Source organism: Fluviicola taffensis DSM 16823 (assembly GCF_000194605.1).
Taxonomy (GTDB): domain Bacteria; phylum Bacteroidota; class Bacteroidia; order Flavobacteriales_D; family Crocinitomicaceae; genus Fluviicola; species Fluviicola taffensis.
Genome location: NC_015321.1, coordinates 1,731,537 through 1,757,643, shown reverse-complemented (window position 1 = coordinate 1,757,643; position 26,107 = coordinate 1,731,537). Strand labels below are relative to the sequence as shown.

Annotated in this window: 25 protein-coding genes and 1 tRNA gene; 12 read left to right on the top strand and 14 right to left on the bottom strand. The window is 36.9% G+C overall.

The features are described from left to right. Window positions 1-346 precede the first annotated feature (346 nt). Together rpiB and FLUTA_RS07750 are read left to right on the top strand one after the other, a co-directional pair. Complete coding sequence (gene rpiB, locus FLUTA_RS07755) at window positions 347-787, top strand: ribose 5-phosphate isomerase B (RefSeq protein WP_013686309.1); 441 nt, start codon at window positions 347-349, stop codon at window positions 785-787. 86 nt (window positions 788-873) lie between these two features. Then, window positions 874-2,328: a M28 family peptidase gene (locus tag FLUTA_RS07750; protein ID WP_013686308.1), complete on the top strand. Its 1,455-nt coding sequence runs from the start codon at window positions 874-876 to the stop codon at window positions 2,326-2,328. Here FLUTA_RS07750 and FLUTA_RS07745 read toward each other — a convergent pair. Further along, a complete protein-coding gene (locus tag FLUTA_RS07745; protein ID WP_043023713.1) occupies window positions 2,312-3,541 on the bottom strand; it encodes a peroxiredoxin family protein in 1,230 nt (409 codons plus the stop codon). The two genes, FLUTA_RS07750 and FLUTA_RS07745, sit on opposite strands and share 17 nt — an antisense overlap. A 99-nt stretch (window positions 3,542-3,640) precedes the next feature. On the opposite strand from FLUTA_RS07745, the gene FLUTA_RS07740 reads away from it, so the two are divergent. Then, a complete protein-coding gene (locus tag FLUTA_RS07740) occupies window positions 3,641-4,174 on the top strand; it encodes an RNA polymerase sigma factor (RefSeq protein ID WP_013686306.1) in 534 nt (177 codons plus the stop codon). Then, window positions 4,167-5,120, top strand: coding sequence for a T9SS type B sorting domain-containing protein (locus tag FLUTA_RS07735; protein WP_013686305.1), 954 nt, complete (start codon window positions 4,167-4,169; stop codon window positions 5,118-5,120). The genes FLUTA_RS07740 and FLUTA_RS07735 overlap by 8 nt, the downstream gene beginning before the upstream one ends. 277 nt (window positions 5,121-5,397) lie before the next feature. Here the strand turns inward: FLUTA_RS07735 and FLUTA_RS07730 are convergent. The 3 genes from FLUTA_RS07730 to gltX all read right to left on the bottom strand — a co-directional run bounded on the left by FLUTA_RS07730 (window position 5,398) and on the right by gltX (window position 7,441). Next, window positions 5,398-5,468, bottom strand: a tRNA-Cys gene (locus FLUTA_RS07730). Window positions 5,469-5,570: 102 nt separating this feature from the next. Next, complete coding sequence (gene folB / locus FLUTA_RS07725; RefSeq protein WP_013686304.1) at window positions 5,571-5,933, bottom strand: dihydroneopterin aldolase; 363 nt, start codon at window positions 5,931-5,933, stop codon at window positions 5,571-5,573. Continuing rightward, window positions 5,930-7,441: a glutamate--tRNA ligase gene (gene gltX / locus FLUTA_RS07720; protein ID WP_013686303.1), complete on the bottom strand. Its 1,512-nt coding sequence runs from the start codon at window positions 7,439-7,441 to the stop codon at window positions 5,930-5,932. The genes folB and gltX overlap by 4 nt, the downstream gene beginning before the upstream one ends. A 134-nt stretch (window positions 7,442-7,575) precedes the next feature. On the opposite strand from gltX, the gene FLUTA_RS07715 reads away from it, so the two are divergent. The 5 genes from FLUTA_RS07715 to FLUTA_RS07695 are packed head-to-tail and all read left to right on the top strand — an operon-like array spanning window position 7,576 to window position 14,599. Then, entirely contained in the window at window positions 7,576-10,923 is a 3,348-nt protein-coding gene (locus tag FLUTA_RS07715; protein WP_013686302.1) for a hypothetical protein, read from the top strand. A 26-nt stretch (window positions 10,924-10,949) separates the two neighbouring features. Beyond that, window positions 10,950-11,363, top strand: a complete 414-nt coding sequence (locus FLUTA_RS07710) for an ATP-binding protein (protein ID WP_013686301.1) — start codon at window positions 10,950-10,952, stop codon at window positions 11,361-11,363. After that, a complete protein-coding gene (gene ybeY / locus FLUTA_RS07705) occupies window positions 11,363-11,803 on the top strand; it encodes an rRNA maturation RNase YbeY (RefSeq protein ID WP_013686300.1) in 441 nt (146 codons plus the stop codon). The genes FLUTA_RS07710 and ybeY overlap by 1 nt, the downstream gene beginning before the upstream one ends. A 42-nt stretch (window positions 11,804-11,845) precedes the next feature. Continuing rightward, on the top strand, window positions 11,846-13,717 hold the full coding sequence (mnmG, locus tag FLUTA_RS07700; RefSeq protein WP_013686299.1) for a tRNA uridine-5-carboxymethylaminomethyl(34) synthesis enzyme MnmG: 1,872 nt from the start codon (window positions 11,846-11,848) through the stop codon (window positions 13,715-13,717). A 6-nt stretch (window positions 13,718-13,723) separates the two neighbouring features. Beyond that, window positions 13,724-14,599 (top strand): class I SAM-dependent methyltransferase, encoded by an 876-nt coding sequence (locus FLUTA_RS07695; RefSeq protein WP_013686298.1) that lies wholly within the window; start codon window positions 13,724-13,726, stop codon window positions 14,597-14,599. Between the two features lie 163 nt (window positions 14,600-14,762). Here FLUTA_RS07695 and FLUTA_RS21560 read toward each other — a convergent pair whose 3' ends face one another. From FLUTA_RS21560 to FLUTA_RS07675, 4 genes are all read right to left on the bottom strand, one after another. Then, window positions 14,763-14,936, bottom strand: coding sequence for a hypothetical protein (locus FLUTA_RS21560; protein WP_169312069.1), 174 nt, complete (start codon window positions 14,934-14,936; stop codon window positions 14,763-14,765). A gap of 105 nt (window positions 14,937-15,041) precedes the next feature. Then, a complete protein-coding gene (gene ispG / locus FLUTA_RS07685) occupies window positions 15,042-16,952 on the bottom strand; it encodes a (E)-4-hydroxy-3-methylbut-2-enyl-diphosphate synthase (protein ID WP_052301359.1) in 1,911 nt (636 codons plus the stop codon). 40 nt (window positions 16,953-16,992) lie between these two features. Continuing rightward, complete coding sequence (locus FLUTA_RS07680) at window positions 16,993-17,295, bottom strand: ArsR/SmtB family transcription factor (protein WP_013686296.1); 303 nt, start codon at window positions 17,293-17,295, stop codon at window positions 16,993-16,995. A gap of 511 nt (window positions 17,296-17,806) precedes the next feature. Further along, window positions 17,807-18,781: a zinc-dependent peptidase gene (locus tag FLUTA_RS07675; RefSeq protein ID WP_071841678.1), complete on the bottom strand. Its 975-nt coding sequence runs from the start codon at window positions 18,779-18,781 to the stop codon at window positions 17,807-17,809. Here FLUTA_RS07675 and FLUTA_RS07670 point away from each other — a divergent pair. Genes FLUTA_RS07670 through FLUTA_RS07660 form a run of 3 tightly spaced genes read left to right on the top strand, consistent with a single transcriptional unit; the run spans window position 18,776 to window position 21,222 of the window. Then, on the top strand, window positions 18,776-19,126 hold the full coding sequence (locus tag FLUTA_RS07670) for an MmcQ/YjbR family DNA-binding protein (protein WP_013686294.1): 351 nt from the start codon (window positions 18,776-18,778) through the stop codon (window positions 19,124-19,126). The two genes, FLUTA_RS07675 and FLUTA_RS07670, sit on opposite strands and share 6 nt — an antisense overlap. Continuing rightward, window positions 19,110-19,502, top strand: a complete 393-nt coding sequence (locus tag FLUTA_RS07665; protein ID WP_013686293.1) for an RNA-binding S4 domain-containing protein — start codon at window positions 19,110-19,112, stop codon at window positions 19,500-19,502. Before FLUTA_RS07670 ends, FLUTA_RS07665 begins: the two co-directional genes overlap by 17 nt. A 25-nt stretch (window positions 19,503-19,527) precedes the next feature. After that, window positions 19,528-21,222 carry a carbamoyltransferase family protein gene (locus tag FLUTA_RS07660; protein WP_013686292.1) on the top strand — a complete coding sequence of 565 codons (1,695 nt, stop codon included), beginning with the start codon at window positions 19,528-19,530 and terminating at the stop codon, window positions 21,220-21,222. Between the two features lie 8 nt (window positions 21,223-21,230). Here FLUTA_RS07660 and FLUTA_RS07655 read toward each other — a convergent pair whose 3' ends face one another. The 6 genes from FLUTA_RS07655 to xseB form a co-directional block, all read right to left on the bottom strand. Then, window positions 21,231-22,928 carry a DUF2207 domain-containing protein gene (locus FLUTA_RS07655; RefSeq protein WP_013686291.1) on the bottom strand — a complete coding sequence of 566 codons (1,698 nt, stop codon included), beginning with the start codon at window positions 22,926-22,928 and terminating at the stop codon, window positions 21,231-21,233. After that, complete coding sequence (locus tag FLUTA_RS07650) at window positions 22,925-23,443, bottom strand: LemA family protein (RefSeq protein WP_013686290.1); 519 nt, start codon at window positions 23,441-23,443, stop codon at window positions 22,925-22,927. Before FLUTA_RS07650 ends, FLUTA_RS07655 begins: the two co-directional genes overlap by 4 nt. A 42-nt stretch (window positions 23,444-23,485) precedes the next feature. Continuing rightward, window positions 23,486-23,608 (bottom strand): hypothetical protein, encoded by a 123-nt coding sequence (locus FLUTA_RS21935; protein WP_013686289.1) that lies wholly within the window; start codon window positions 23,606-23,608, stop codon window positions 23,486-23,488. Further along, the gene (feoB, locus tag FLUTA_RS07645) at window positions 23,608-25,551 is read right to left on the bottom strand and encodes a ferrous iron transporter B (RefSeq protein ID WP_013686288.1); all 1,944 of its coding nucleotides are present in this window, start codon (window positions 25,549-25,551) and stop codon (window positions 23,608-23,610) included. The genes FLUTA_RS21935 and feoB overlap by 1 nt, the downstream gene beginning before the upstream one ends. Then, the gene (locus tag FLUTA_RS07640) at window positions 25,552-25,770 is read right to left on the bottom strand and encodes a FeoA family protein (RefSeq protein WP_013686287.1); all 219 of its coding nucleotides are present in this window, start codon (window positions 25,768-25,770) and stop codon (window positions 25,552-25,554) included. An 84-nt stretch (window positions 25,771-25,854) separates the two neighbouring features. Beyond that, entirely contained in the window at window positions 25,855-26,061 is a 207-nt protein-coding gene (gene xseB / locus FLUTA_RS07635) for an exodeoxyribonuclease VII small subunit (RefSeq protein ID WP_013686286.1), read from the bottom strand. Between the last annotated feature and the right edge of the window lie 46 nt (window positions 26,062-26,107).

The window sequence follows — 26,107 nt, the reverse complement described above, 5'->3', positions numbered from 1 at the left end:
GATTACATAGATATGAACAAATAGAGTGATTTTCTTAATGTGTATAATTAAGTTTATTTATCATCTGATAATATGTGTTTAACATGGGGATAAAAGGCGTATAAATACATCAAACTTTTTAGTGCTTAATTCAATAACTTGTACATATGTTTAAATAGTTTGAATTTCCTAGAAATACTTATTGAATCTTTCTAACAGATATTGACAACTTGAAATGAAATGCTGTGTAAAACTTGTTTTATTAATAGTATGTTAATCAATACTTTGACAAAAACTCTTTTTTCTTATTGTTAATTGATTGTGCCATTTGTTGATAAGGTTGTAACTTTGTCGCAAACAACAAATTATGGCTCAAATTATTCCAATCGGTGCAGATCATGCAGGGTTTCAATTGAAATCAATAATTATAAATCACTTAGAATCAAAAGGTTATGAGTTAAAAGACTTTGGATGTTACAGTGAAGAAAGTATTGATTATGCAGATTATGGTCACCCAGTTGCGGATTATGTGGAAGCAAATGGTGGTTCAAAAGGAATTGTAATTTGTGGAAGTGGAAATGGTATTAATATGACAGTTAATAAACACCAAGGAATTAGAGGAGCACTTTGTTGGAAAAAAGAAATTGCACAATTGGCTCGTGAACACAATGATGCCAATATTTTAACTTTACCTGCTCGATTTATTACGGTTGAAGAAGCAATTGAAATGGTGGATATTTTTTGGAATACTGCATTTGAAGGCGGAAGACATCAAAATAGAATTGATAAAATACCAATGTGTAAATAATTCAAGGTTCAATAGTTTAAAGAGTTCAATGGTTTAAACCTTTTTAATAATTGAACTTTTTGAACCTTTTCACTATTATAATAAGTATGAAAGGAATAATCAGTTTACTATTTTCAAGTGCTTTGTGTGTTTGTTTTTCACAGCAGGTTGATCTTGCGAAAAAATACAGTGCAACTATCAATGAAGCAGATTTAAAGAAAAATCTGTCAGTTATTGCTTCGGATGATTATTTAGGAAGAGAAACTGGAAAGCAGGGTCAGAAAATGACGGCTGATTTTTTAACTGCTTATTTTAAAAGATTAGGTTGCTCATTTGCTCCAGGGATGACAGATTTCGAGCAACATTTTGAGGTTATTGAAAGTACGCCAGGTGGTACCTTGTCTTTGAATGGCTTGTCTTTGAATTTTAAATCCGACTTTATTTATTATGGTTGCAAGTCAAAAACGACATTGGAGAATATTCCTGTATATGCTGTAGAACAATTAAAAGAAGCGGAAGAAAAACCGTGTTATGTTGTTCATGTAATGAAAAGCATGGAGGTTCGGAAAGAAGTTTCAGAATTGAAAAAACAACTTCCTAAACATGTAAAAGGAATTATTCTTGTTTCTGATAAATACGATACCCTGTATGAATATTTGGAACATTATGTAACTACTAAAACCATGTATTTGGCAGATGAAAAGAAGAAAGCGGAGTTTCCAATTTTATTTTTGAAGCAGTCTGCATTAGAAAGTTTAAAGAAAGAATCAAATGGTTTATTCATTGGAAAAGGGAAAGTTCTTAAATTTTCGAAACCAATTTTCACATTAAATGCACAGATCAATACACAGCAGGATAAGTTGAAAAGTTCGAATGTATTGGCTTATATAGAGGGAAGTGATCCTATTCTTTCGAAAGAAGTCGTAATTATCACGGCACATTACGATCACATTGGCGTAGATCATGGGGTTGTTTACAATGGAGCAGATGATGATGGAACAGGAACCGTTGCATTATTAGAATTAGCCGAAGCTTTTATGGAAGCAAAGAAAAATGGAGAAGGACCTAAACGATCCATTTTAATTATGCCTGTTTCAGGAGAGGAAAAGGGATTATTGGGTTCGGATTATTATTCTTCCCATCCGATTATTCCCTTGGAAAATACAGTTGCTGATTTGAACATTGATATGATTGGTCGAAATGATATTGCCCATGAAAAAGACACGAACTACATTTATATTATTGGATCAAATATGTTGAGCGATGATTTACATGAAATTAACGAAGCAGCGAATAAAAAGTATACAGATTTGAAACTGGATTACAAATTCAACAGTTTATCAGACCCCAATCAGTTTTATTACCGCTCGGATCATTACAATTTTGCAAAGCACAATATTCCTGTGATTTTTTATTTCAGCGGAGTTCACGAAGATTATCATCAACCCACAGACGATGTAGAAAAGATCATTTTCTCGAAAGTAGAAAAGGTAGCAAGATTGGTGTATTTCACAGCTTGGGAATTAGCAAATGCTCCAAAGCGAATTACTTTGAACCGCTAATTCCAAGCAAAGATTCTATCAAAGCATTTGTTTTTTCAACGTATTCTATGTAAACATCTCCTGTTCCTGGACCGTTGAATCCAGTGTGAATCCGTTTTACTTCACCATCTCTTCCGATGTAAATAGAAGTTGGAAAGGAAATAACTTCATTCAACATTTTAAATTGATTGGACGCAATTCCTTTAGAAGCTTTTCCACCAACGAGGAAAATAAACTCCAAGCTTTTCCGCTGTTTTAAAGTGAGAATTTTCTTTGCTTGTTCTTCAAAAGAGTCTGCGGCTTCATAGCCAATAGATATTATTTCCAATCCTTTTGAATGGTATTTGTCATACAATTCTTTGTAGTAATTGGTTTCATCCATACAATTTGGACACCAAGTTCCCATGATTTGAACGATGACTACCTTTCCTCTTGTTTCATTATTTGGGAACACATAGGTTGATCCATCAACCTTTTTGAGTTCAAATCCAAATGCCTTATCAGTTGTTTTGATTACAGTAATTGAATCTGGATTTCGTAACTCATAATTTGGATTATAGCTTGCCACGAAATTAGTGGAATAATGTTTTCCGCTATAGAAATTGCCTTGCGCTTTTTGGTCTTTTAAGGTTCCGTTTATTAAAAACGCATGTGATCCATCGAAGGCAGATAAATAGAATTTAGAGCCTTCAATAAACCCCTCTAAGAATCGATAATCACCTGTTTCTGTTCGGAAAGTACCCGTAATGTGATTTTCTTTTTGAGCAATAATACCTAGGGCGCTTTCTTCATCGGCTGTCTTAGGAGAGAAATGCGTTTCCCATTTTCCATTCAAATCACCAGAAGGCGAGGCTTTTTTCGGTGGTTTTTGATTTAAATTTGCGAAAAAAGGAACTTTATAGTTTGTTCCTTTATTGTAATTAAACCAAAATCCTCTAATTTCTTTTTTCTTATCAGTAATAAAACGCAGTTCCGAATCAAAATTTGGAAAAGGAAGAATGGTGGTATCACCTTTTCTAATCCCATTCGTCAATTCAATTCTTTCTTCTGCATTATGCACAACCAATAATAAACGCTTTTGTTTTTTCTCTACCGTTAAATGGACGGGTAATTGCGTTGTTTCATTCAACTGAAGATAAGCGGAATACGTTCCTGGAGTTAATGAAATTTTTTGAGCGTAGAAAGATGTTGCTGTTAAAATAGTTACCAACAAAGAAACAAAATGATTTTTCATGGGGTGTAAAAGTACCACTAAATTAATTTTTTATTTGGAAGAAATTAGCCCGATGCAACCTTTTTTGGTAGTTTAGAGTCTATTGATACAGCAAGTGCTATGGATGATTTAACATTGGTAACTGAATGCGCCAAAGGAAATTCAAAAGCACAGCGAGCGTTGTTTGATAAGTTTGCTCCCAAGATGCTGGCAGTTTGTCAGCGTTATCTCAGAAACTCACAAGAGGCTGAAGATGTATTACAAGATGGTTTTGTAAAGATTTTTCAGAAGATTGTGGATTTCAAAATGGATGGATCTTTGGAAGGATGGGTCAGAAGAATTATGGTAAATACTGCTTTAGACTCCATTCGGAAGAATAAGAAACTATTGGACGATGTTCAAATAGATGATGTTCAATACAAAGTATCTTTTACAGACCATCAGTTTGATGGAATGGATTTGGCACAATTACTAAAAATGATTGATGAGATGCCAGATGGATACCGTGTTGTATTTAACATGTTTGCTATTGAAGGTTATTCACACAAAGAGATAGCAGATACATTGGGAGTGACGGAGAATACCTCCAAATCTCAATACTCGCGTGCACGAGCTTTTCTGCGCACTCAATTAGAACTATTAGAACGTGATTGAAAAAGATAATATACAAGAACTGTTTTCGAAGGCATTTGAAAACCAAACCACTTCGGTAAGACCGGACTTGTGGGCTGGTGTTCAAGCTAAGATGGCTGCTGCAGGTGTTGCTTCAACGGCAACAATTGCAACAAAAGGGCTTTCTGCTTTGACGAAATGGATTATTGGCTCGGCCGCAGTGGGAACTGTGGGTGTGGTCACTACTGTTATTGCTTTGAATTCAGGTGAGGAATCTACAAATAAGATGACAGATGCTCCAAAGGAGATCTCTCAAAATATTTCTGTATCGAGTCCCGAAGAAGAAAGTAAAAAAACAGAATCCGCCACTACGGATAAAAAGCAGGATACATACACTGCTAAACAACTAGAGACGAATTCAACAGGACCGTTTGAAGATATTCCGCAAGAAATGAATCCTTTTAGTAAAGAATATAAGAAGAATGAAGAACGAGTAATTGGTTCGGATCATTCTTCTGAATCTATTATACAAGATAAGGGTAAAACGGCAGAGAAAGTAACTCCAACGGATAAGGAGAAGAATGAATTAGTGGATAAAACAGAATCGAAAAAGGCTCCTGTTGATAAGAAGGTTGTTTCAAAAGAAATAACATCTCTTGTAAAACATCCAGAGGATACGAAAGAACCTGTTTTTGTAAAGTTAGACGAATCTAAGGTTACTAAATTTCCAAACGTGTTTACTCCGAATGGAGATAGAGATAACGACACCTATTTTGTTACCGTTGAAAATATTGACGATTTTCAACTCTTGATTATTGATCAAAACAATCGTGAAATGTTCAAAACGAATAATCCGAGAGATGAATGGAACGGTATGAATATGGCAGGTGAAGTGGCTCCAAGTGGAAGTTACGCTGCAATCGTTACAGGTAAACAACAAAACGGTAAAAGTTTTAGAGAGATTCAATTGTTTGAATTAAGACGCTAATAATTACACGTAAACTGAAATAACAAAAAGAAGCATTCGTCATTTGGCGGATGCTTTTTTGTTTTATACCGTAGATAGCAACTAAAATTTGCGGAATTATGTGCACTAAGTAGCTACGCCGGATTGCAACTTTGATCAAAGTTATCCTCTTCTTTAGTAGAGGTTGCTTTCTTGTGGTTTATTTGCCACATTGAGATATCGTATTATTATTGCGGATAATCATTTTTCTACCAGATAAAAACAAAAAAGTCTCCATCATTAGATGAAGACTTTTGAGAGGTCTCGTCCGGATTCGAACCGGAGTAGACGGTTTTGCAGACCGTTGCCTAACCGCTCGGCCACGAGACCGTATTGTGGACGCAAAAATAGTAAATTTTCTTTAATCCCAATGAAAATGGTTGTTTTTGTTAACCAAATATTCATTGAAATTTCTTCAGTTTTTCGACTTTTCTAAAAGCTTCCAGTTTCAATACTAATTGCTACGTTATCTACATCTCCGTTTATCGGGGGACAAATTTTTGTAACCTTCACCCGTAAACCAATTAACCCCTTGATTTCTTTTTCAATACGTGAAACAATCCGTTGGCCAACATGCTCAATCAGCTTGGAACGAATAGCCATTTCTTGAGTAACAATCAAATTGATGTGAACATAATCAATAGTCTGACTCAATTCATCACTCATTGAAGCTTCTTGAAAGTTGGTTTTCATGTGAACATCTACTATATAGTTTCCACCAATCTTTCCTTCTTCCTCCAAACAGCCATGATACGCGTAGAGTTTTATTCCGTTTACTTCAATGATGTGATTCATCCTAGTTTTGCCAATCCGTCATTCATACGAGTAATGCATTCTTCTTTTCCAAGGTAAGAAGCAATTTCGAACATAGAAGGTCCTGTTCCTGCTCCTGTAATCAACAATCTGAATAAAGGAAGCACAGCTCCAATTCCTAAAGATTTCACTTCTAGAAACGCTTTAAATGCAGTTTCAATTGTTATTGGGTCAAATGTTGGAAGCGCTTCTAATGTGTTTTTCCATTCTGTCATTAATGCCGCAGAATCTTCTTTCCATTTTTTTGAAACGGTTTGCTCATCGTATGAAGTTGGCTTGTTGATCAAGTAAGATCCTTCACTCATCATATCTTTCACAAAAGTTGCACGTTCTTTCATCAATTTACAAAAAGCTTCCAAACGCTCTTCAGAATCTGTTAGATTGAATTCATTCTTTAATAATTGAGCTAATTCTTTTTCAGACGTGTTTTTCAAGTATTGTTGTTGGAACCATTTTGTTTTTTCTGGGTCGAATTTCGCTCCAGCCTTCCCTACTCTTTCTAGCGAAAATGCTTGAATCAATTCATCCATAGAGAAAATTTCTTGTGTGGTTCCAGGATTCCATCCTAAGAATGCTAGCATGTTGATAAATGATCCAGGGAAATATCCGTTTTCACGGTAACCAGAATATTTTTCACCATCAGCTGCAATCCAATTTGCAGGAAATACAGGGAACCCTAAACGGTCTCCATCTCTTTTAGAGAGTTTCCCATTTCCATCTGGGCGCAATAACAAAGGTAAGTGAGCAAATAAAGGTGCATCCCAACCAAATGCTTGATACAATAGTACGTGCATTGGAGCAGATGGCAACCATTCTTCACCACGAATCACATGAGATATTTTCATCAAATGATCGTCAACAATGTTCGCTAAATGGTAAGTTGGCATTCCATCACTTTTGAATAACACTTTGTCATCCAAATTGTTAGTGTTTACAACAACCCATCCTCTAACGATATCTTCAAAACGCACATCGTGATTGCGTGGCATTTTGAATCGAATAACAAATGGTTCGCCCGCATCCAAACGTCGCTTCACTTCATCAGCTGGAAGAGTTAATGAGTTTTTTAAATTGGTGCGTGTAACGCTGTTGTATTGCCAGTTCGGCATTCCCATTAGTTTTGCTTGTTCACGAACCGCTTCTAATTCTTCAGGAGTGTCGAAAGCATAGTATGCTTTGTCGTTATCTACCAAACCTATTGCATAAGGTTTGTAAAGTTCTTGGCGCTCACTTTGAACATAAGGGCCATAATTTCCACCGATTCCTGGACCTTCGTCAGGTATAATTCCACACCACTTCAATGAATCCATGATGTATTCTTGTGCTCCAGGAACGAAACGGGTTTGATCTGTATCTTCTATACGAATAATGAATGTTCCATTATTGTGTTTTGCGAAAAGGTAATTGTAAAGAGCGGTTCTAACACCTCCCATGTGTAAAGGTCCTGTTGGGGATGGTGCGAAGCGCACACGTACGTCTGACGAGCTCATGCTTATTTTTTTCAGCAAAAGTAATCATTTATTAACCTTTTTTATGGCTTAAGTGTACAGAAGACGGAATTTGTAGCAGATGTTCTCTGTGAACTTTTCTACTTTAGTAAGTTATTCCTATAAGAATTGTTTTTATGTCAGCATTTGATCGCTTAATTGAACAAATAGACGGCTTCATCCGAAAGTATTACAAGAGCGAAATACTAAAAGGTGTATTGATCGTTATTGGCTTTTTGTTGGCTTCTTGGCTAACGGTTAGCGTCCTAGAATATTTTGGTCGTTTTCCAAGCTCTGTTCGACTTATTCTCTTGATTTTGTTTTTGGGAATGAATAGTTATTTATTGATTCGTTATTTTGGGCTTCCAATTATGCGCTTGTATTCTTTTGGAAAGAGAATTAATCGCACACAAGCTGCTCGAATTATTGGTTCATTTTTCCCGAATGTTTCTGACCGTTTATTGAACACACTTCAGTTGAATGAAAATATCAATGAAAACGATCGCAGTTTCGAATTGATTCGTGCAAGCGTTTCTCAGAAATCGAATGAATTATTGACCGTTAAGTTTGAAGAAGCTGTTCGGTATGAAGAATCAAAAAAGTATTTGAAGTATGTGATTCCAGTTATTCTTCTTTTTGCAGGTGTTGCCATTTTCACTCCGAATTGGATTACTAAAGGATCTTCGAATGTGGTGAATTTTTCTCAGGCGCAAGAAGCTCCGTTCGATTTTACATTGGTGAATAAAACAGATCGCTTACGTGAGGGAAGTTCATATAATGTGGAAGTGGATATTACTGGTTTGTATGTTCCAGAACATGTGTTTTTGGTTTCTAGCCGTGGAAGGTATAAAATGAATAAAGTTCGTAAGAACCGCATGGAGTTTCCTATTGATAATTTGAAAACTGATTTGGTGTTTCATTTCGAAAGTGAAGGGTTTGAGTCGAAAGAGTTTCAAGTAAAAGTTCTTGGAAATTCTTCTTTGGGGAAAGTTGTTGCGACTTTGCATTATCCTAAATATTTGAATAAAAAGGATGAGCGTATGTTGAACATAGCTGATCTTGATATTCCGGAAGGAACGAAAGTGGATTGGAATGTGGAAGCTAGAAATGTTCGTTGGTTTAAAGTTTTTAGCAACAATTTCACAAAGCAGTTTGATGGATCAAGCGGAAACTTTCAGTCTACTTATAAAGAAGATGGCTCTATCAATTTTATTTTGAAAAATAAAGATTTGAATGTGTTGGATACGGCCAATATTCAAGTTCATGTTATAAAAGACGGATTTCCTTCTATTCTCGTTTCAGAAAGCATCGACTCTGTAAGAACTTCGGTTCGTTTGTTTGAAGGGTTAATATCTGATGACTACGGACTAACCTCTTTGTATTTTGTCTATACAATTCATAAAAAAGGTGGAGGTGAGTTGAAACGTAAAATCCTTGTAGATAAGTATTCTAGTACTAATGATAAATTTTCATTTGCGGTTGATTTTAGCCGAGACAATATTGCTGTTGAAGATAAGATTGGATATCATTTTCAGGTTTTTGATAACGATGGTGTGAATGGATCGAAGAGTACCTCTTCTCAGAATTTTGTGTATGAATTGCCAACTCTTACGAATTTGAATGAGAAACGTGATGAAGTTCAGAAAGAATTAAAGAATGCATTGACAGATGTTTTTAAGAAAACGGAACAGTTTCAAAAAGATGTGAATAAGCTTCAAAAATCCTTGATGAATAAATCAAAAAGTGATTTCAAAAATATGGAGCAAGTTCAAAGTTTGAAACAACAACAACAAACTTTACAAGAAGAATTACAGGCAATTAAAGACAAATTGGATGCGAGTAATGAAGAAAAGAATAAGTTGAGTGAGCAAGATGAAGAGCTTTTAAAGCAACAGGAATTAATTGAAGAGTTGTTGAAAGAAGTAATGGATGATGAGTTGAAAAAACTCCTTGATGACTTGGAGAAACTGATGGAGAAGAATGATCAGCAACAGATGAAAAACGAAACTGAAAAGTTGGATGCATCTAGTGACGAGATGAAGAAACAATTGGATCGTACGATGGAAATGCTGAAACGTTTGCAAGTGAACGAGAAGATTGATGATTTGGAAAAGGAGTTGGATCAACTGGCTGCTGAACAGGAAAAATTAGAGAAGGATATTAAAGACGAAAAAGTGTCGGAGAAAGATGCTTCCAAGAAACAAGAAGAGTTGAATAAAAAGTTCGATGACCTGAAAAAGGATATGCAGGAAATGCAAAAGTTGAACGAAGAATTAGATCGTCCAATGCCAATGGATTCTTTTGAGCAAGAGCAACAAGATATTTCAAATGAAATGAAGGACGCTAAAAGCAAACTGGATCAAGGTAAGAAAAGCAAGGCAGGAGAAAATCAAAAGAAAGCTTCAGAAAAAATGAAAGAGCTTTCAGATCAATTGAATAATCAGCAAGAGTCGGCTAACAAAAAACAGAATGAAGAAGACATGGGCTTGATTCGTTTGCTGCTCGAAAATTTAATGTCTTTGAGTTTTGATCAAGAGTCAGTGATGAACAAATTTGGCAAAGTGAAAGACATGGATCCTTTCTACAATAAGTTAGGAAGAAAACAGCGGAGCATTATCGATGACAATAAATTGATTGAAGATAGCTTGATGGCTCTGGCTAAAAGACAAACGAAAATCGCGCCTTTTATTGATAAAGAAGTAAAGGAGATTCGAACAAACTTTGCATTGATTACGGATGAAATTGGTGAGCATAGCAGAAAACCAATGCAACAACATCAACAGTATGTGATGACGAGTTACAACAATTTGGCGTTGATGTTGAATGAAAGTTTACAAGCAATGCAGCAGCAAGCACAGTCTGAAAAACCAGGTTCTGGTTCTTGTGACAATCCTGGCGGATCTGGAAAAAAACCTTCGGGTGGTGAAATGTCTCCTGGTGATATGAAGGAAATGTTGAAGAAACAATTAGAGCAAATGAAGAAGGGGCCAAATCCAGGAGGAAAACAACCCGGAGATAAACCGGGTCAAATGCCTGGAGAAGGAAATCAAGGAATGCCTGGTTTGGGAAACAAGGAGGTTGCAAAAATGGCGGCTCAACAAACGGCTATTCGTCAGCGATTAGAACAGTTGCGAAATGAGATGAATAATGACGGAAATGGAAAAGGAAATCAATTGAATCCGCTAATCAAAGAATTGGAACAGCAGGAGAAAGATTTGATCAATAAACAGTTTTCTCCAGATATGATCCGTCGCCAACAAGACATTTTAACACGTTTATTGGAAAGTGACAAAGCCTTGAAAGAAAGAGGCTTCGAAGAGAAACGAGAGTCTACTTCAGGAAAAAACACGAATTATGGTAACCTTATTAGATTTGATGAGTATAAGCGTAACAAGCTTGGACAAGTTGAGTTGTTGCGTGCAGTAGATCCTTTGTTAACGAAATATTACAAGGACAAAGCGAGTAAGTACTTCAACCAATTCTAGCATACGTAGAACATTAAATTTAAAGAATGGAAGAAGGGTTTACTTTAATTGATTCGTTAAGCATTCCTTCAGAATTGAATAACTTACCTGTTGTGGAGTCTATGATTGATAAAGCTTGTCAAACAGTTGGAATAGATGAAGACATGTATGGCAATGTGTTGATAGCGGTAACGGAAGCTGTGAACAATGCAATTATTCATGGAAACTTGTTGCACGAAAGTAAAGAAGTCAAATTGGAGTTTTATGAAACCGCTGATGGATTTGGTTTCCGAATTTGTGATGAAGGTAAAGGTTTTGATCATTCTTACCTCCCCGATCCGACCGCTCCTGAGAATATAGAAAAGGAAAACGGAAGAGGAATTTTCTTGATGAGAAACTTGGCAGATGAAGTGCGCTTTAATGACCAAGGAAATGAGGTGAGTGTTTTTTTTAATAAATGATGGTAGAGATTTTTTTTGAAGATATAGATGAAGTTCCGGGTGTAAATCCGGAATTTTTGTTTGCATGGTATTCGAACGTTTGTGAGGCTGAAGGAAAATCTTTGGGTGATATTTCTTTGATTTTTTGTTCAGATGAGCATTTGTTAGAAATGAATAGAGAATATTTGCAACATGATTTTTTCACGGATATTATCACATTCGATTATACTGAAGAAGATTTGGTTTCTGGTGATTTGTTTATTAGTGTTGATCGTGTTCGGGATAACGCAGATGAGTTTGATGTCTTGTTTCAAGATGAATTGCATCGTGTTTGTGTTCATGGTTTATTGCACTTGTGTGGTTATAAAGATAAGTCTGATGAGGATGAGAAGTTGATGCGACAGAAAGAAAACGATATGTTAATGTTACGTAAGTTTCACGTGGAACATTTGAAGGCTTAGTGTGATGGTAGTAATTTTGTTCCACGTGAAACATGAAATAGTATGTTGAAGAATTATGATGTCATTGTAGTGGGTGGTGGACATGCTGGTTGCGAAGCTGCGAATGCAGCTGCGAAATTGGGAAGTTCGGTGTTGTTAGTTACAATGAATATGAATACAATTGCTCAGATGAGTTGCAACCCTGCAATGGGTGGTGTGGCGAAAGGGCAAATAGTGAGAGAAATTGATGCGCTTGGAGGTGGCTCTGGAATTGTTTCAGATTTGTCTGCGATTCAATTTCGGATGTTGAATATTTCGAAAGGACCAGCAATGTGGTCTCCTCGTACTCAGAATGATCGAATGAAGTTCGCTGAAGAATGGCGTTTGTTGCTGGAGCAAAATCCGAACGTGGATTTTTGGCAAGATATGTCAAACGGATTGATTGTGGAAGGTGGAAAGGTTGTTGGGGTTCGAACCTCAATGGGTCTTTCTATTTATGGAAAATCGGTTGTTTTGACTAATGGAACGTTTTTGAATGGACTGATTCATTTGGGTGAAAAACAGTTTGGAGGTGGACGAATTGGTGAGAAAGGTTCAACTGGAATTACCGAAGATTTGATTGCTTTGGGTTTTGAGTCTGGACGAATGAAAACAGGAACTCCACCAAGAATTGATGGTAGATCTTTGGATTATTCCAAGATGGAAATTCAAGAAGGGGATAAAAATCCAAGTAAGTTTTCTTACGGAAATACCGAGGCTTTGAAAATTCAGCGCCCTTGTCACATTACTTATACCTCTACCCTAACTCATGATTTGTTGCGTGAAGGGTTTGACCGTTCGCCCATGTTTAATGGTGCTATTAAAAGTAGTGGTCCAAGATATTGTCCAAGTATTGAGGATAAGATTAACCGTTTTGCAGATAGAGATAGACATCAATTGTTTGTAGAGCCTGAAGGTTGGAAAACAGTTGAGATTTATGTGAATGGTTTCTCTACGAGTTTACCAGAAGATGTTCAGTTGCGTGCGCTTCATTCCATTGAAGGATTCGAAAATGCAAAGATGTTCAGACCGGGTTATGCGATTGAATACGATTACTTCCCTCCTACTCAGTTGAAACACACCTTGGAGACAAAGTTGATAGAGGGATTGTATTTTGCTGGACAAATTAACGGTACAACTGGATATGAAGAAGCAGCTTGTCAAGGTCTGATGGCGGGAATTAATGCGGCATTGAAAGTACAAGAAAGAGAACCGCTTATTTTAGGAAGAAGTGATGCTTATATTGGAGTTTTAATCGATGATTTGATTACTAAAGGAACCCAAGAACCGTATAGAATGTTTACTTCTAGAGCAGAGTATCGTATTTTACTTCGTCAGGATAATGCGGATATTCGTTTGGTTCCTATGGCTGTTGAATTAGGTTTACAGGATCAAGAAGCTTTGGATCGTGTGAATAGAAAAGTGAATGCAGCCAAAGAACTAATAGGTGCTTTGCGTAAGGAAGGTGTTAGCCCAGAAATTGCGAATCCTATTTTGGAAGGTGTTGGAAGCGCCCCTCTTTCACAACAAATCAAATTGTCTTCAGTTATCACTCGCCCACATGTTACCATGGAGCATGTATTAGAAATGAGTGAACATGTTCGTGGTTTGGCCGAAAGGTTACACGTGGAACATGCCGATGCTGTAGAACAAGCTGAAATTTTGTTAAAATATGAAGGTTATATTGCTCGTGAGGAAGAGGTAGCACTAAAGTTATCTCGAATGGAAACATTAGTTATTCCTGCTTCTATTGACTATAATTCTATGAAGTCTTTGTCTTTAGAGGCAAGAGATAAGTTGACGAAAATTAAGCCTGCTACCATTGGTCAGGCGTCAAGAGTTAGTGGTGTTTCCCCTAGCGATATTTCAGTTTTATTAATTCATTTAGGAAGATAGTTTCACGTGGAACATTTAAACCAATCAATTTGCCCCGCTTGTGGAGCATCATCGTTAAGTACATATTTGACTGTAACGGATCATTTTCTTTCTAAGGAAAATTTCAATTTGGATCTTTGTAGCTCATGTCATTTGCTGTTTACAAATCCGCGACCGACTATAGATCACATTAGCGATTATTACAAGTCGGAGGATTATGTTTCGCACAGTTCAACTAAGAAAGGTTTCGTAAATAAAGTTTATGGCTGGGTACGCTCTTATACTTTGAAGAAGAAAATTGCTTTATTAAAGCAATTGACGGATGGAAAACAACTCTTAGATATTGGTGCAGGAACGGGTCACTTTTTAACGAAGGCAAAACAATCAGGGTATTCGGTTTTAGGTTTAGAGCCCGATGAAGATGCTCGAAAAGTTGCTTTGTCGGAAAATGGAATTGAACTAAAAGATTTAAGTTTGCTTCATGAGTTAAATCAATCGTTTGATATTATTTCCATGTGGCACGTGTTGGAACACGTTTACAATTTACAGGCAGATTTGGATAAGATAGTTTCTTTAGTAAACCAAGGTGGTGTTTTAATTATTGCGGTTCCAAATTATACTTCTTTCGACGCACAATATTATAAAGAGTTTTGGGCAGCTTATGATGTTCCACGTCACCTCTATCATTTTTCTCCGAAGTCAATTATTCCTTTAGTTGAATCAAAAGGACTGAAATTTGAAAAAATGCTTCCAATGAAATTTGATAGCTACTATGTTTCGATGCTGAGTGAAAAATACAAAGGTGGTTCCATGTTAAAAGCGATGAGAATTGGATTTTTGTCAAATCAGAAGTCAAAGGAAGGATTGTCGAGCTCTCAAATCTATATTTTCCGCAAGAAATAGTGTTTTTAGCGTTTTTAAGGGTGTTTTTGTCTTTTTGATGTGAAAACACCTTGGGTGGGTGCTGAAACGGCAGGAAATCAAGTGAAATTTTTAACTTTTTTGCTCGTTTTTTCGAAATCTACTGCTTCGCATCATTGTCCAGACAGAAAATGTTTTTTGCTTTTTATTCCTCCTCTTTCAATGCTTCTTCCTGTTTGCGATTTATTTGTTCTAGGTATAATTTCATCAATTCTCTCAAGAGGATGTTTTCTTGTTTTAATGTATCGATGAGAACCTGAGTTTTTTCCGATTCTGATTTGAGAGAATCTAGTTGGAGCTTTAAACTATCAATTCTCAACTGAATTTTTATTAGTTCAGTGGAATCTAGTTCAATCTGTTTGTGAAGTGAATCTATCTGAGCATATCCGCTGGCAGAAGATTGTTTTCATTGCTAATTAATTTTTTATTTATTCGGCTCAATCCAATCTCCGTTGTCACGAATTAATTGAATCAATGCATCAACCGCTTCTTCTTCTGAAACATTTTTCTTTACCACTGTTTTTTCCTTGTACAAATTTATTTTCCCTGGACCAGTTCCAACATATCCGTAATCTGCATCTGCCATTTCTCCAGGACCATTTACGATGCATCCCATGATTCCGATTTTGAGTCCTTTCAAGTGAGATGTGCGTTCACGAATCTTTCCAGTTGTTTCCTGTAGATCAAATAAGGTTCTTCCACACGACGGACAAGAAATGTATTCTGTTTTGGAAATACGAGTTCTTGTGGCCTGCAGAATTCCAAAGGATAAACTATTCAAATCAACTAAAGGTCGCGGAGCTGTAATCCATATTCCGTCTGAAAAACCATCAATAAAATGTATTCCAGCATCTGAACTTGCATACAATTGAAGCATTTCCAATTCTTCTAATTCGTAATTCAGTTTCAAAATAACGGGAACGCGATTATTTAATTCCGCCAATTCATATTGAAATTTGCGGATAACCTGTGTTTTTTGGTGTTTTTTAGTTTCAGCTACATAGATGATTTGTTCGCTTGGCAACTCTGAAACTGCGGTTTCTGCATCCAGATCTACAAGTAAAAAGACAACTCCTTCTGGTTTGTTTTTGGTGTATTCTTGGAGAGTACATAAAGGATAAGCATCTGATCTTTTGTGCGTTTTCCACGCTTCGTAGTTCTGAACAATCCGCAGTGTTCCTGGAATTTCGAAGTCAATCGTCTGATCTCCAAGATAAACAAGGTCTGCTGCTTGGTCAAAAATATTCCATTTATCTAATGGTTCCGAATAAGAATATCCGAATCCGAAAAAATTAGTTGAAACTATTTTGTTTTTCTTTGATAAATCAGAAAAAACAATTGAAGTATTACTTCCACCAATATTTAATAATGAATTAGTAATCCGTTTATTATGGTTAAAATAATCGAAATTTATTTTTGACGAATAATTTAGTTTGTATTCGTTTTTTTCTTGAAATTTTTGTGCTAATTTTTGTGCCACTGGAATTTCAAATTCAGGATCTTCTGTCAATGAAACCCGAATCGTGTCTCCTAAACCATCTTCTAGTAAAGCTCCAATTCCAACTGCTGATTTAATTCTACCATCTTCTCCATCTCCAGCTTCAGTGACTCCAAGGTGCAATGGATAATTCATTCCTTGTTCTTTCATGGTTTTCACAAGTAATCGGTAGGCTTGAACCATTACAAGTGTATTACTCGCTTTCATGGAAATCACCAATTCGTGGTAATCGTTTTTCCGACAAATGTGGATGAACTCCATTGCTGATTGAACCATTCCTTCAGGTGTGTCTCCAAATCTGCTTAAGATCCGATCCGATAATGAACCGTGATTCGTTCCAATTCGCATGGCAGTTTGGTGTTCTTTGCAAAGTAACACCAGTGGTGTAAATTTCTTTTCGATGCGAATTAACTCTGCTTGATAACTTTCTTCGGTGTAATCTATTTCTTCGAATTTCTTTTTGTCAGCATAATTCCCTGGATTCACACGTACTTTTTCGATGTGTTTTGCGGCAATCTCAGCTGCGTTCGGTGTAAAATGTATGTCTGCTACTAATGGAGTGTTGTAACCGCGTTTAACGAGCTCTTTTTTGATAACTCTAAGGTTTTCTGCTTCTTTCTTCGATGGTGCTGTTAAGCGTACCAATTCGCAGCCTGCATCAATCATGCGTATAGATTGATCGATGGAACCTGCCGTATCCATAGAATCCGTTGTGGTCATGGATTGAATCCGAATGGGATTTTTTCCACCAATTGTGGTGATTCCAACTTTTACTTCGCGTGTTTCAAAGCGCTCGCGATGGAATAAATCGGTACAGAAATTGATTTGTTCGGACATCTTTAAAGAAATTGTACCAGACAAAGGTACATAATGAATTTTACTGGTTTATCTCTTGAATGAGCATTTCAATGAGAAGTCCAGCTTCTGGTTTCAAATAGTAGTTTCCCTCAAATTCTCTATAATCGGAATAAACCAAGTTTGCAAGTACTAATTCCTTGATGTGTTTTGAAATGGTTGATTTTGATAGTGTGGTTATTCTTTGAAAACTTTCGTTGGTCGCTTTATGATTTTCAAAAAGATACTTAATGATTGTAATTCTTGCAGGGTGTCCTAAAGATTTTGCAATTTGCGCTAATTGTAGTGTTTGATTAGAATAAGGATAGATTTTACTTGTTCCCATAATTTGTTGTTTCTTATTTAATTTAAGAAAAAGGTTGATTTTGCACAAGATTTTTTGTTAAAAACAATAGCTTAGAATAAGTTGTAAATCAAATTTTTTAAAAGTGCTTGGTCTTTTTATGTGTCTAAAAACCTTTATCATGGCTCGGTTCGCTATTTGGCGAATTAGCGAATTGGAAAAATAACCTTTTGAGAAAAAATGGGAGATTAGAAAGCCGCTCAGTGAGAACAAAACTGTTTTGTTAATTAAATTTCAACTTTCCTCAAATAATTTGATACCTGAAACTATAAACCGAATCAATCGTTTCATCCTTGTATTTACAAGCTTCCCATTTAAAATGATACTTAATGAGATAAGCTAGGATTTCATCATCCAACGTTCTATTTCTCGATTTTATAGCTTTTAATTAACCAATCTCTTTGCCCTCGAAATTGATAATGTTGGGTTTGGTGGATTTGTAAACGAGAAACTAATTTTCAGAACGAATCAAACTAAAATCACCTTCTTCAAACTAGATTGGTTTTTTATAATGAACGGAGCCACAACAATTTTCAAACTTCTCTCCGCTTTCACAAACACACGGATCATTTCTACCAATACTAACTTGTTTTTTAGCGAGTTTTCGGTCTGCCATGTTTTGGTTGAAGATTTTCTCCAGCAGATCATACAGTTCGGGGTGCTTCTCTTGTAGTAATTTCGGACGTTCGAAGAAATATTCGCTCACAACAGAAAAGAATTCTGCGCGATTCGTTCCGCCATAAGGATTGATATCTGACTTCCCTTCATAAATTCGATCCATTTCTTTTGTGATTAGATCTATCCAAGGAATGGCATATTGTTTTTGCATCAACACTTTCGGGATCCCATCAATTTCACCGTCTGATTTATCGATTAAATGAACGAACTCATGAATTGCCGTGTTTTCTTTGTCGGATTCATTTTTAAAACCCAAATTCAAGGCTTGTTTCGATAAAATCATAATTCCTTCCATGCTTTGATTTCCAACCATTCCTAGAATTTGACGGTTCGACTCTCCTTCAAATTGATAGTTTTCATCGAACATTGCAGGATACAATAATACCTCACGAATATTGGTGTATTTCCAAGAATCGAAACCGAAAACAGGAATTACCGCACTCGAAGCAACCAGGATTTTATCCGTTAAATTTACGGTTGTTTTCACTCCAGTAATCCGACAATTCAAGAGAAACTCTTGTACTTTGTATTCGAAACGGATTTTTTCTTCAGAATTCAAAGAGGCGTAAAATACAACTTCGCTATTCAGGATTTCTCTCCACAAAGTAGGAAAAATTTCACGAGGAACAATCCATTTGGGGTGGGCAACTTTGCGGTAGGAAATAATGCCAAAACCAAGAAGTGAGCCAATTAGAATAAAAGCGATAATAACCATGTCAATTGATATTCGTAAAATTTGAAGGGAAATCAACATTAAAAGTAAGCTTTTTACTACCTTTCCACCATGCATTTCGACGAATTAATTCATTTCTGTTTTCAGCTTCCAGGTGCAACGGAAACTTTTCCCTTTGATAAACGAACACTTGTAATCAAGGTTCAAAATAAAATGTTTGCTTTGGTGGATGTGGAAAACCCGACGGGAATTAACCTCAAATGTGATCCAGAAAGAGCAATAGAATTGCGAGAACGTTACGATGGAATTCAACCTGGATATCACATGAGTAAGAAGCATTGGAATACGGTTTCTTTGGAAGGATTAGTAGATGATTCTTTGATCAAAGAGTTAATCGTACATTCTTACGAACTAATTGTTTCCTCCTTACCAAAAAAATTGCGCGATGAGCTTGAGAATTGATAAATACGTGTGGTTTGTGCGTTTGGCGAAAACTAGAACTTTGTCTACAGAATTGGTTCAAAAGAACAGAATAAAATTGAATAATAATCCCGTGAAACCATCCAAAGAGGTGAAAATAGGAGATACGATTTCGATTATTAAAAACAATGCAACCTTCAGTTACAAAATCAAGGATTTATTGGATAGAAGAGTAGGAGCAAAGCTCGTTTCCGATTATTTGATAGATATTACAGATCCTTTGGAACTGGAAAAATTCAAAACATACCAAGAAGCACAAAGTGTGTATCGAGAATATGGAACGGGTAGGCCTTCCAGAAAAGATCGAGACAATTTTGATTCCTTTTTTGAATGGCTCGAAGACGATGATGAAGACTAATTAAAAACATATTTAAGCACTATTCATGTCAAAACCACTTTACGTTCTGGGAACAGGACTTTCACACAACGGTTCCGCAGTTTTATTAAAAGACGGTGTTGTTTGCGTTGGAATTGAAAAGGAACGCATTACCCGAATAAAGCACGATGGAGGAAATGATACCGATGCCATTCAATATTGTTTAGATGCGGAAGGAATTACCCTAGCGGATATAGATTTGGTTGTTCAAACGGCCAATTTTGAAATTCCTGATCGAGAACGATTTCAAGGAAAACGACTTTTTACTGAATCGGAAAATCCACCTTTGGTTAGCATTTCTCATCATTTAGCTCATGCATACAGTGCTGTAGGAACGTGCCACTTTGAAGAGTGTGTTGTGATGGTAATTGATGGATGCGGAAGTCCATATCAGCAATGCACAGATTCTTCCGAAGGATTTTTTTCCCCAGAAAATCTAAATCAACTTTCTCAGGATCAATTGTGGTGCGAAAAAGACAGTTTTTATCAGTTTGATGGACAAAAGCTAACTCCTCTTTTAAAAGATTTTAGTCCAGTTGAAAGAAATTTGGGTAATGGTTTGAAGCTTCCAACAACGACACATTCCATTGGTGGATTTTATGCTGCGATTAGTCATTATGTGTTTGGAAACATGGATGATGTAGGTAAACTGATGGGCTTAGCTCCTTATGGGAAAGCAGGAGTGATTGAACAGGAAGCTTTTGAGTTTACGAAAGGATCTTTATTGGTGCGAACAGATTGGCAGCAATACTTGAAAATGCCTTCTACAGGATATGTGTTTTTTAAAGAACATTTTCAATACTATGCGGATCTGGCTTTTTGGGCTCAAAAACAAGTGGAAAAAGCTGTGCGTTGGTGTTTTGAAGACCGTTTGAAGCGATTTCCTCACAAAAACGTGTGTTATGGTGGTGGAGTTGCATTAAATGCAGTAGCGAATACTTTTTTGCTCGATGAAGGAATCCTCGAGAATTTTTACATCGAACCAGCTGCGGGAGATAATGGGTTGGCTTTGGGTTGTGCCTATTACGGTTGGCTGGAAATCTTGAAGAATCAGAAAGTAAAACACACGGAGAATACCTGTTTTGGCAAAAGCTATTCGAAAGAAGAGATCGCCGCTGCTTTAGCGGGTACTCCTAAGACTTGGAGTATTCAACACATGGAAAAAGACGATTTATTGGCGTTTGTAGCTAAGAAATTAGCGCTAGGAAAAACCATTGGTTGGTTTCAAGATGAGTGTGAATTTGGACCACGTGCATTGGGTCATCGAAGTATTTTGGCGCATCCTGGAATCAGAGGATTAGGAGATCATATCAATGCGAACATCAAGTTTAGGGAAGATTTCCGTCCGTTTGCACCCGCTGTTTTACCTGAATTGGCCGCTACTTATTTTCGCTCAGGAAGAAAAAGTCCGTATATGATTTTGGTCGATCAAACCAAGGAAGAATACATGGAACAACTGCAAAATGTGACGCATGTCAATGGAACCGCTCGTGTTCAAACAGTTGATGCGCATTGGAATGAATTGTTTTACAAACTCATACAGAAATTTCACCAAGAAACGGGAATCGGGGTTTTGCTCAATACCAGCTTCAACAAGAAAGGAATGCCCATTGTGGAAACTCCCCAGCAAGCCATTGAATTATTCGAAGAATCGGCATTGGATATTTTGGTTCTAAATCACACCATGATTCAAAAAGGTTGAAGCGAAATTTACCAGCCTCCGCCACCACCGCCTCCGCCACCACCGCCAGAGAATCCACCACCACCAGAAAACGATCCTCCTGAAGAAGAACTTGGTGGAACAGAAGCAGAAGAAATTGCAGAAGAAAATGCGCCCGAGCTAAAACTGGAAAAGCCATACATTCCCAATCCAGCATACCAATATCCAGTCATTCCATATCCAGTTTGTAGTTCAACAGGATTAAACTGACCTTCCCATTCTTTGGCTAGTCCAAGTACAATTGCAAAGGGTAAAAGGCGTTCGAATGTCTCAAAATTGAGATCTGGGGGATTGTTGAATTGAATACGTTTTTTATCGGCATATTCAATAAATAAGTTCAATCCGAGAATGTGATCCATTACTTTTCTACCTTCAGCAGTTGGCTGCTCGAATAAATAACCGAATAGCAAGTTGATTGCAAATCCTACTCCAGCCATTACTCCAATAACGACATAAGATCCACCAAATAAAAACTTCAAGCCAAATGCAAGAGCAATAAAAAGGAATAAATAAAGGTATTGAACCCCGTTAATGCGTGTGTTCATTGTCCGGTATTTTTCCCCATGTCTTTCTACGATATTTGCCGCCAAATCATCCATCCCTTTTTTGAGTGTTGCATTGTAGGTAGATTCCTGAAAAGTAAAAGAGTCTTTGCCAGAGAAGAAGGCTTGATATACTTCGTTTTCAGCGGAGGTTAAGTCGTGCTTTTTCTCTTCTGAAGTTGAAAAGGTAAATTTCTTGGACTCCTGTTTAATCTTCATCCAACCTTTTGCTCCCAAGGAAGCAATTTGTCCCGTAAAGGCATTTGAACTGATAGCACCGCGATTCATAACGGCGTAAACATCTGCGGGTGAAAATCCTTCTGGAGCATCGTATTGAGGCATGATGGTTCCTGGCTTTGGATCGCGGCCGTATTTCCACCAAAGAATGGTGTTCCGAATGAGTAAGAAAAACACCATGAAGATCAGCAATACCCACAAAGCATGGCTTTTTATCCAATAGATAAAATTTTCCATGTCGGTTGGATAGGTGATTTGATTTTTCTCCCAAGATGTAGCAAATGTCAATCCTTCGTTGGAGCCAAGTGGACGAGTGGTCTTGAAAAACAGTTCATTCGGATTGATTTGTTCCACGGTGTAGTTTTTTCCACCATCACCTTGTCCTCCAGTATAGGCGGTGAATTCCTTGAATTTAATTTCCGAAGGAAGCAATACCCGAGCAGTTAATGTGTCTACTGAAAATTTCCAGCCATTTCCATTGGTATTCCAATACAATTCATCCACATCGTCTAAAAACCGAAGAACATGATTTACTTTGTAAGTGATATCGTAGGTGTATTTTCCAGGCTCAAGACTCGTCTCTTTGTTTCCAAAATAGATACGGATCCCATTAACCACAGCTTCAGTGTGATAATCTTCTTTTTTACCATCTCTTGTAATAGAAATTAGTGAAAAATCGACTACTGTTTGGCCACCTTCATAATTATAAGCCAAAGGAATCTCGCGGTAAATTCCATGATTGATGTCATACCCATCTGCATAAACAGTGATGCGTTCAGTGATCAACATCGAGCAATCTTTGTTGATTTGATAAGTTCCGTCGAAGCGAATGATGTGCGCAAAATCATCTTGAGAAAATGTTCCACAAGAAACAAAAATGAAAAGTGCAACTAAGAATTGTTTAATCATAGTGTTGGAATGCTTTGTTGTTCGTTGGTAGCTTGAACGTATTGTTTGCTGGAATGACCGAAGGTGGATCTGAAAAAACTATACGGAATTTGTGAAATCATACGGTTGTATGCTTCTACTGTTCCATTGTAAAATTGTCGGGAATACAATAAATGATCTTCTGTTTCACGAATTTGTTTCAGCAATTTTTCAAAATTTAAGTCTGCTTTCAAATCGGGATAAGCTTCCTTAATTACGTTGATTTTGCTTAAAATTTGCGGAAATTGATCATCTCCTGACCAAATAGAACTTCTTTTCTCGGCCAATTCTTCCAATAATTTTGCTTCGTGACTGGCATATCCTTGTGCAATTTGAATCAATTTTTGAATCAATTCATAGCGGTTTAAAAGTTGTGCATCAATATCGGCAAAAGATGCTTCTACTAAATTACGTGCTCCTATCATTTTGTTCCGGAGAACAATGACGAAGACAATCAAAAGCAAAACGCAACCAGCGCCTATCGCAAGGAAAATCATGATTTTTTTCTGAAAAGTAATAATTGTAATCGGATAAAGTGCTTAATCTTTCATCCCGCATTTCTCACAACCAGCTTGTTTTTTGCGTTTCGAACTCAAATAGAAACGGCGAATCAAGTAAAAACTTGCTGCTAAAACGGCTGTTATGACTAAAGCAATTTGCATTATTTGAAAATAATATATGTGATATAAGCTCCAAGATACGCTAAAACGCCCATATATCCAACTTGAACTATTGGCCATTTCCAGGATTTTGTTTCACGTTTTACAACAGCTAAAGTTGCCATACATTGCATCGCGAATACATAAAAAACTAAGAGTGAAAGTCCGCTTGCCAAGTTATAAGTCGGAGTTCCATCATCCCGCTTTTGAACTTTTAATTTATCCATCAACTGTTTTGGATCGTCATCTGTGTCGTGAACGGAATAAATGGTTGCCAATGATCCCACAAAAACTTCCCTTGCTGCGAAGGAAGCGATTAAAGAAATTCCCATTTTCCAGTCGTAGCCTAAAGGTGTGATAACAGGTTCTATGAATTTACCCATGTGACCCATGTAGGAATGTTCCAATTTCACGGAAGCAACTTGAGTTTCATAGTCGATTACTGCTTCTTCTGATTGAATGATTGGAGCTTTGACTAGCTTGGAGTATTTTTCCATGTCATTTCCTGGGCCGAAACTTGCCAATACCCACAAAATGATAGAAATGGCTAAGATTATTTTTCCAGCATCAAAGACAAAAATCTTTACTTTTTCGAATACTTCGATGCCTACATTTGCCCAGCGTGGACTCTTGTAATCAGGCATTTCTAATAGAAAAACGCTCAACTCTTTTTTTCTAAAAAATTGTTTGATCACCCAGGCAACCAGCAAGGCAGAGACGACTCCCAATAAATACAAAGCGAACAAAACCAAGCCTTGTAAGTTCAAAACTCCCAAAACGATTTTCGAAGGAATAACGAGCCCGATAAGTAAGGTGTAAACTGGTAAACGAGCGGAACAGCTTATGAGCGGAGCTACTAGAATGGTTGTTAGACGCTCTTGCCAAGAACTAATGGTTCGAGTTGCCATAATTCCAGGAATTGCGCAAGCTGCGCTAGATAGAAGTGGAACAACACTTTTTCCGTTCAATCCAAAAGGCCGCATCAATTTATCGGTAATGAAAACAACGCGAGCCATGTAGCCTGTTTCTTCCAAAATAGCAAGCATAAAGAAGAGTAGAGCAATCTGAGGAATAAAAATCAAAACTCCACCAATTCCAGGAATCACACCGTCTATTACTAAAGATGTAAAGATTCCTTCGGGCATAACGGTTCCTAGCCAAGATGCAAACGATGATGTTCCCATGTCAATCCAATCCATGGGATAAGATGCAAGGGTGAAAACGGTTTGGAAGATGACCAATAGAATGGCCAGAAAGATTAAGTAGCCAAAAAGCGGATGAATGAGCCATTTGTCTAGCTTATTAGAAAAATTTGCCTCCGTTTGTTTTCTACTTACAACTTGACTTACAATTGGTTTTATTCGTTCGAAGCGTTTATTGGTGTCTGCGATCTGACCTTGTATATCTGTCTTTGCTAATAGGCTTGATTGATTTGTTCTACGTGGTTCAGAATCGGTTCCCATCCATTCCTTCAATTCAGAAAGCCCAGTTCCAATCCGAGCATTGGTACGAATAATGGTTGCTGCTGGAAAAGCTTGTTCTAATGCAAGAATATTGATGTCGAATCCATTTCGTGAAGCAACATCTGTCATGTTTAATACAAGCGCAAGTTCTAAGCCTAAATCGTAAATCTGAGTAAATAGTAAAAGATTACGTTCTAAGTTTGTGCTATCTAAAACAACAATTGTTTTTTCAGGAAAATTGGGGTTTTTGGGATCTGAAATGACATTGTAAACTACCTCTTCATCTTTGCTTCTTGGATAAATACTGTAAGTTCCAGGGAAGTCAATGAGTTCCAACTCTTTTCCGTTGATGGTTAAGAATCCAGAATGTTTATCGACAGTTACTCCTGGAAAATTTCCTACATGTTGCCTCAGGCCAGTAAGCCGATTGAACAAGGAACTTTTTCCTGTATTGGGATTTCCAAAAAGAGCTATTTTTTTCATTTATTCGACCTCTATCAATGCTGCTTCCGATAAACGCATCGAAAGTGTGTAACCCGAAATGTCGACCGCAATCGGATCTCCAAATGGGGCTTTAAATATTACTTCAACTTCTTTTCCTGGATAAAGTCCCATTTCCAGAAGCTTTGGTTTTAGCTCACTTTCAACAATGCCAAGCACTTTTGTTTTTTGATGCATGGGAATTTGTGCAAGTGTTTTCATGGAAATGTATCTTTGTTGAAGATTTTGAGCTGTAAAATTAGTGGAAACCGACGAGCTACCCAATACCGAGTTTGTGGTAAATAGCTATTGGTCGGATTTCAGATCGTTTAAGATTTGATGCACATCGTTTTCAGTAGATGTGAGTTTGTTCTTGCAAATCTGAATCAAAGCTGCAGCGCGTTTCACTTTTTCAGAAAGCAAATCCACAGAAATCTCCCCAGATTCAATATCTGCAATGATTTGCTGTAATTCTTCGTACGCCTTTTCGTATGTTAATGCTTCTTCTTTCACTAGACGAATTTACGGAATTATTAGGGAAGTTTGGAATAATTTTATA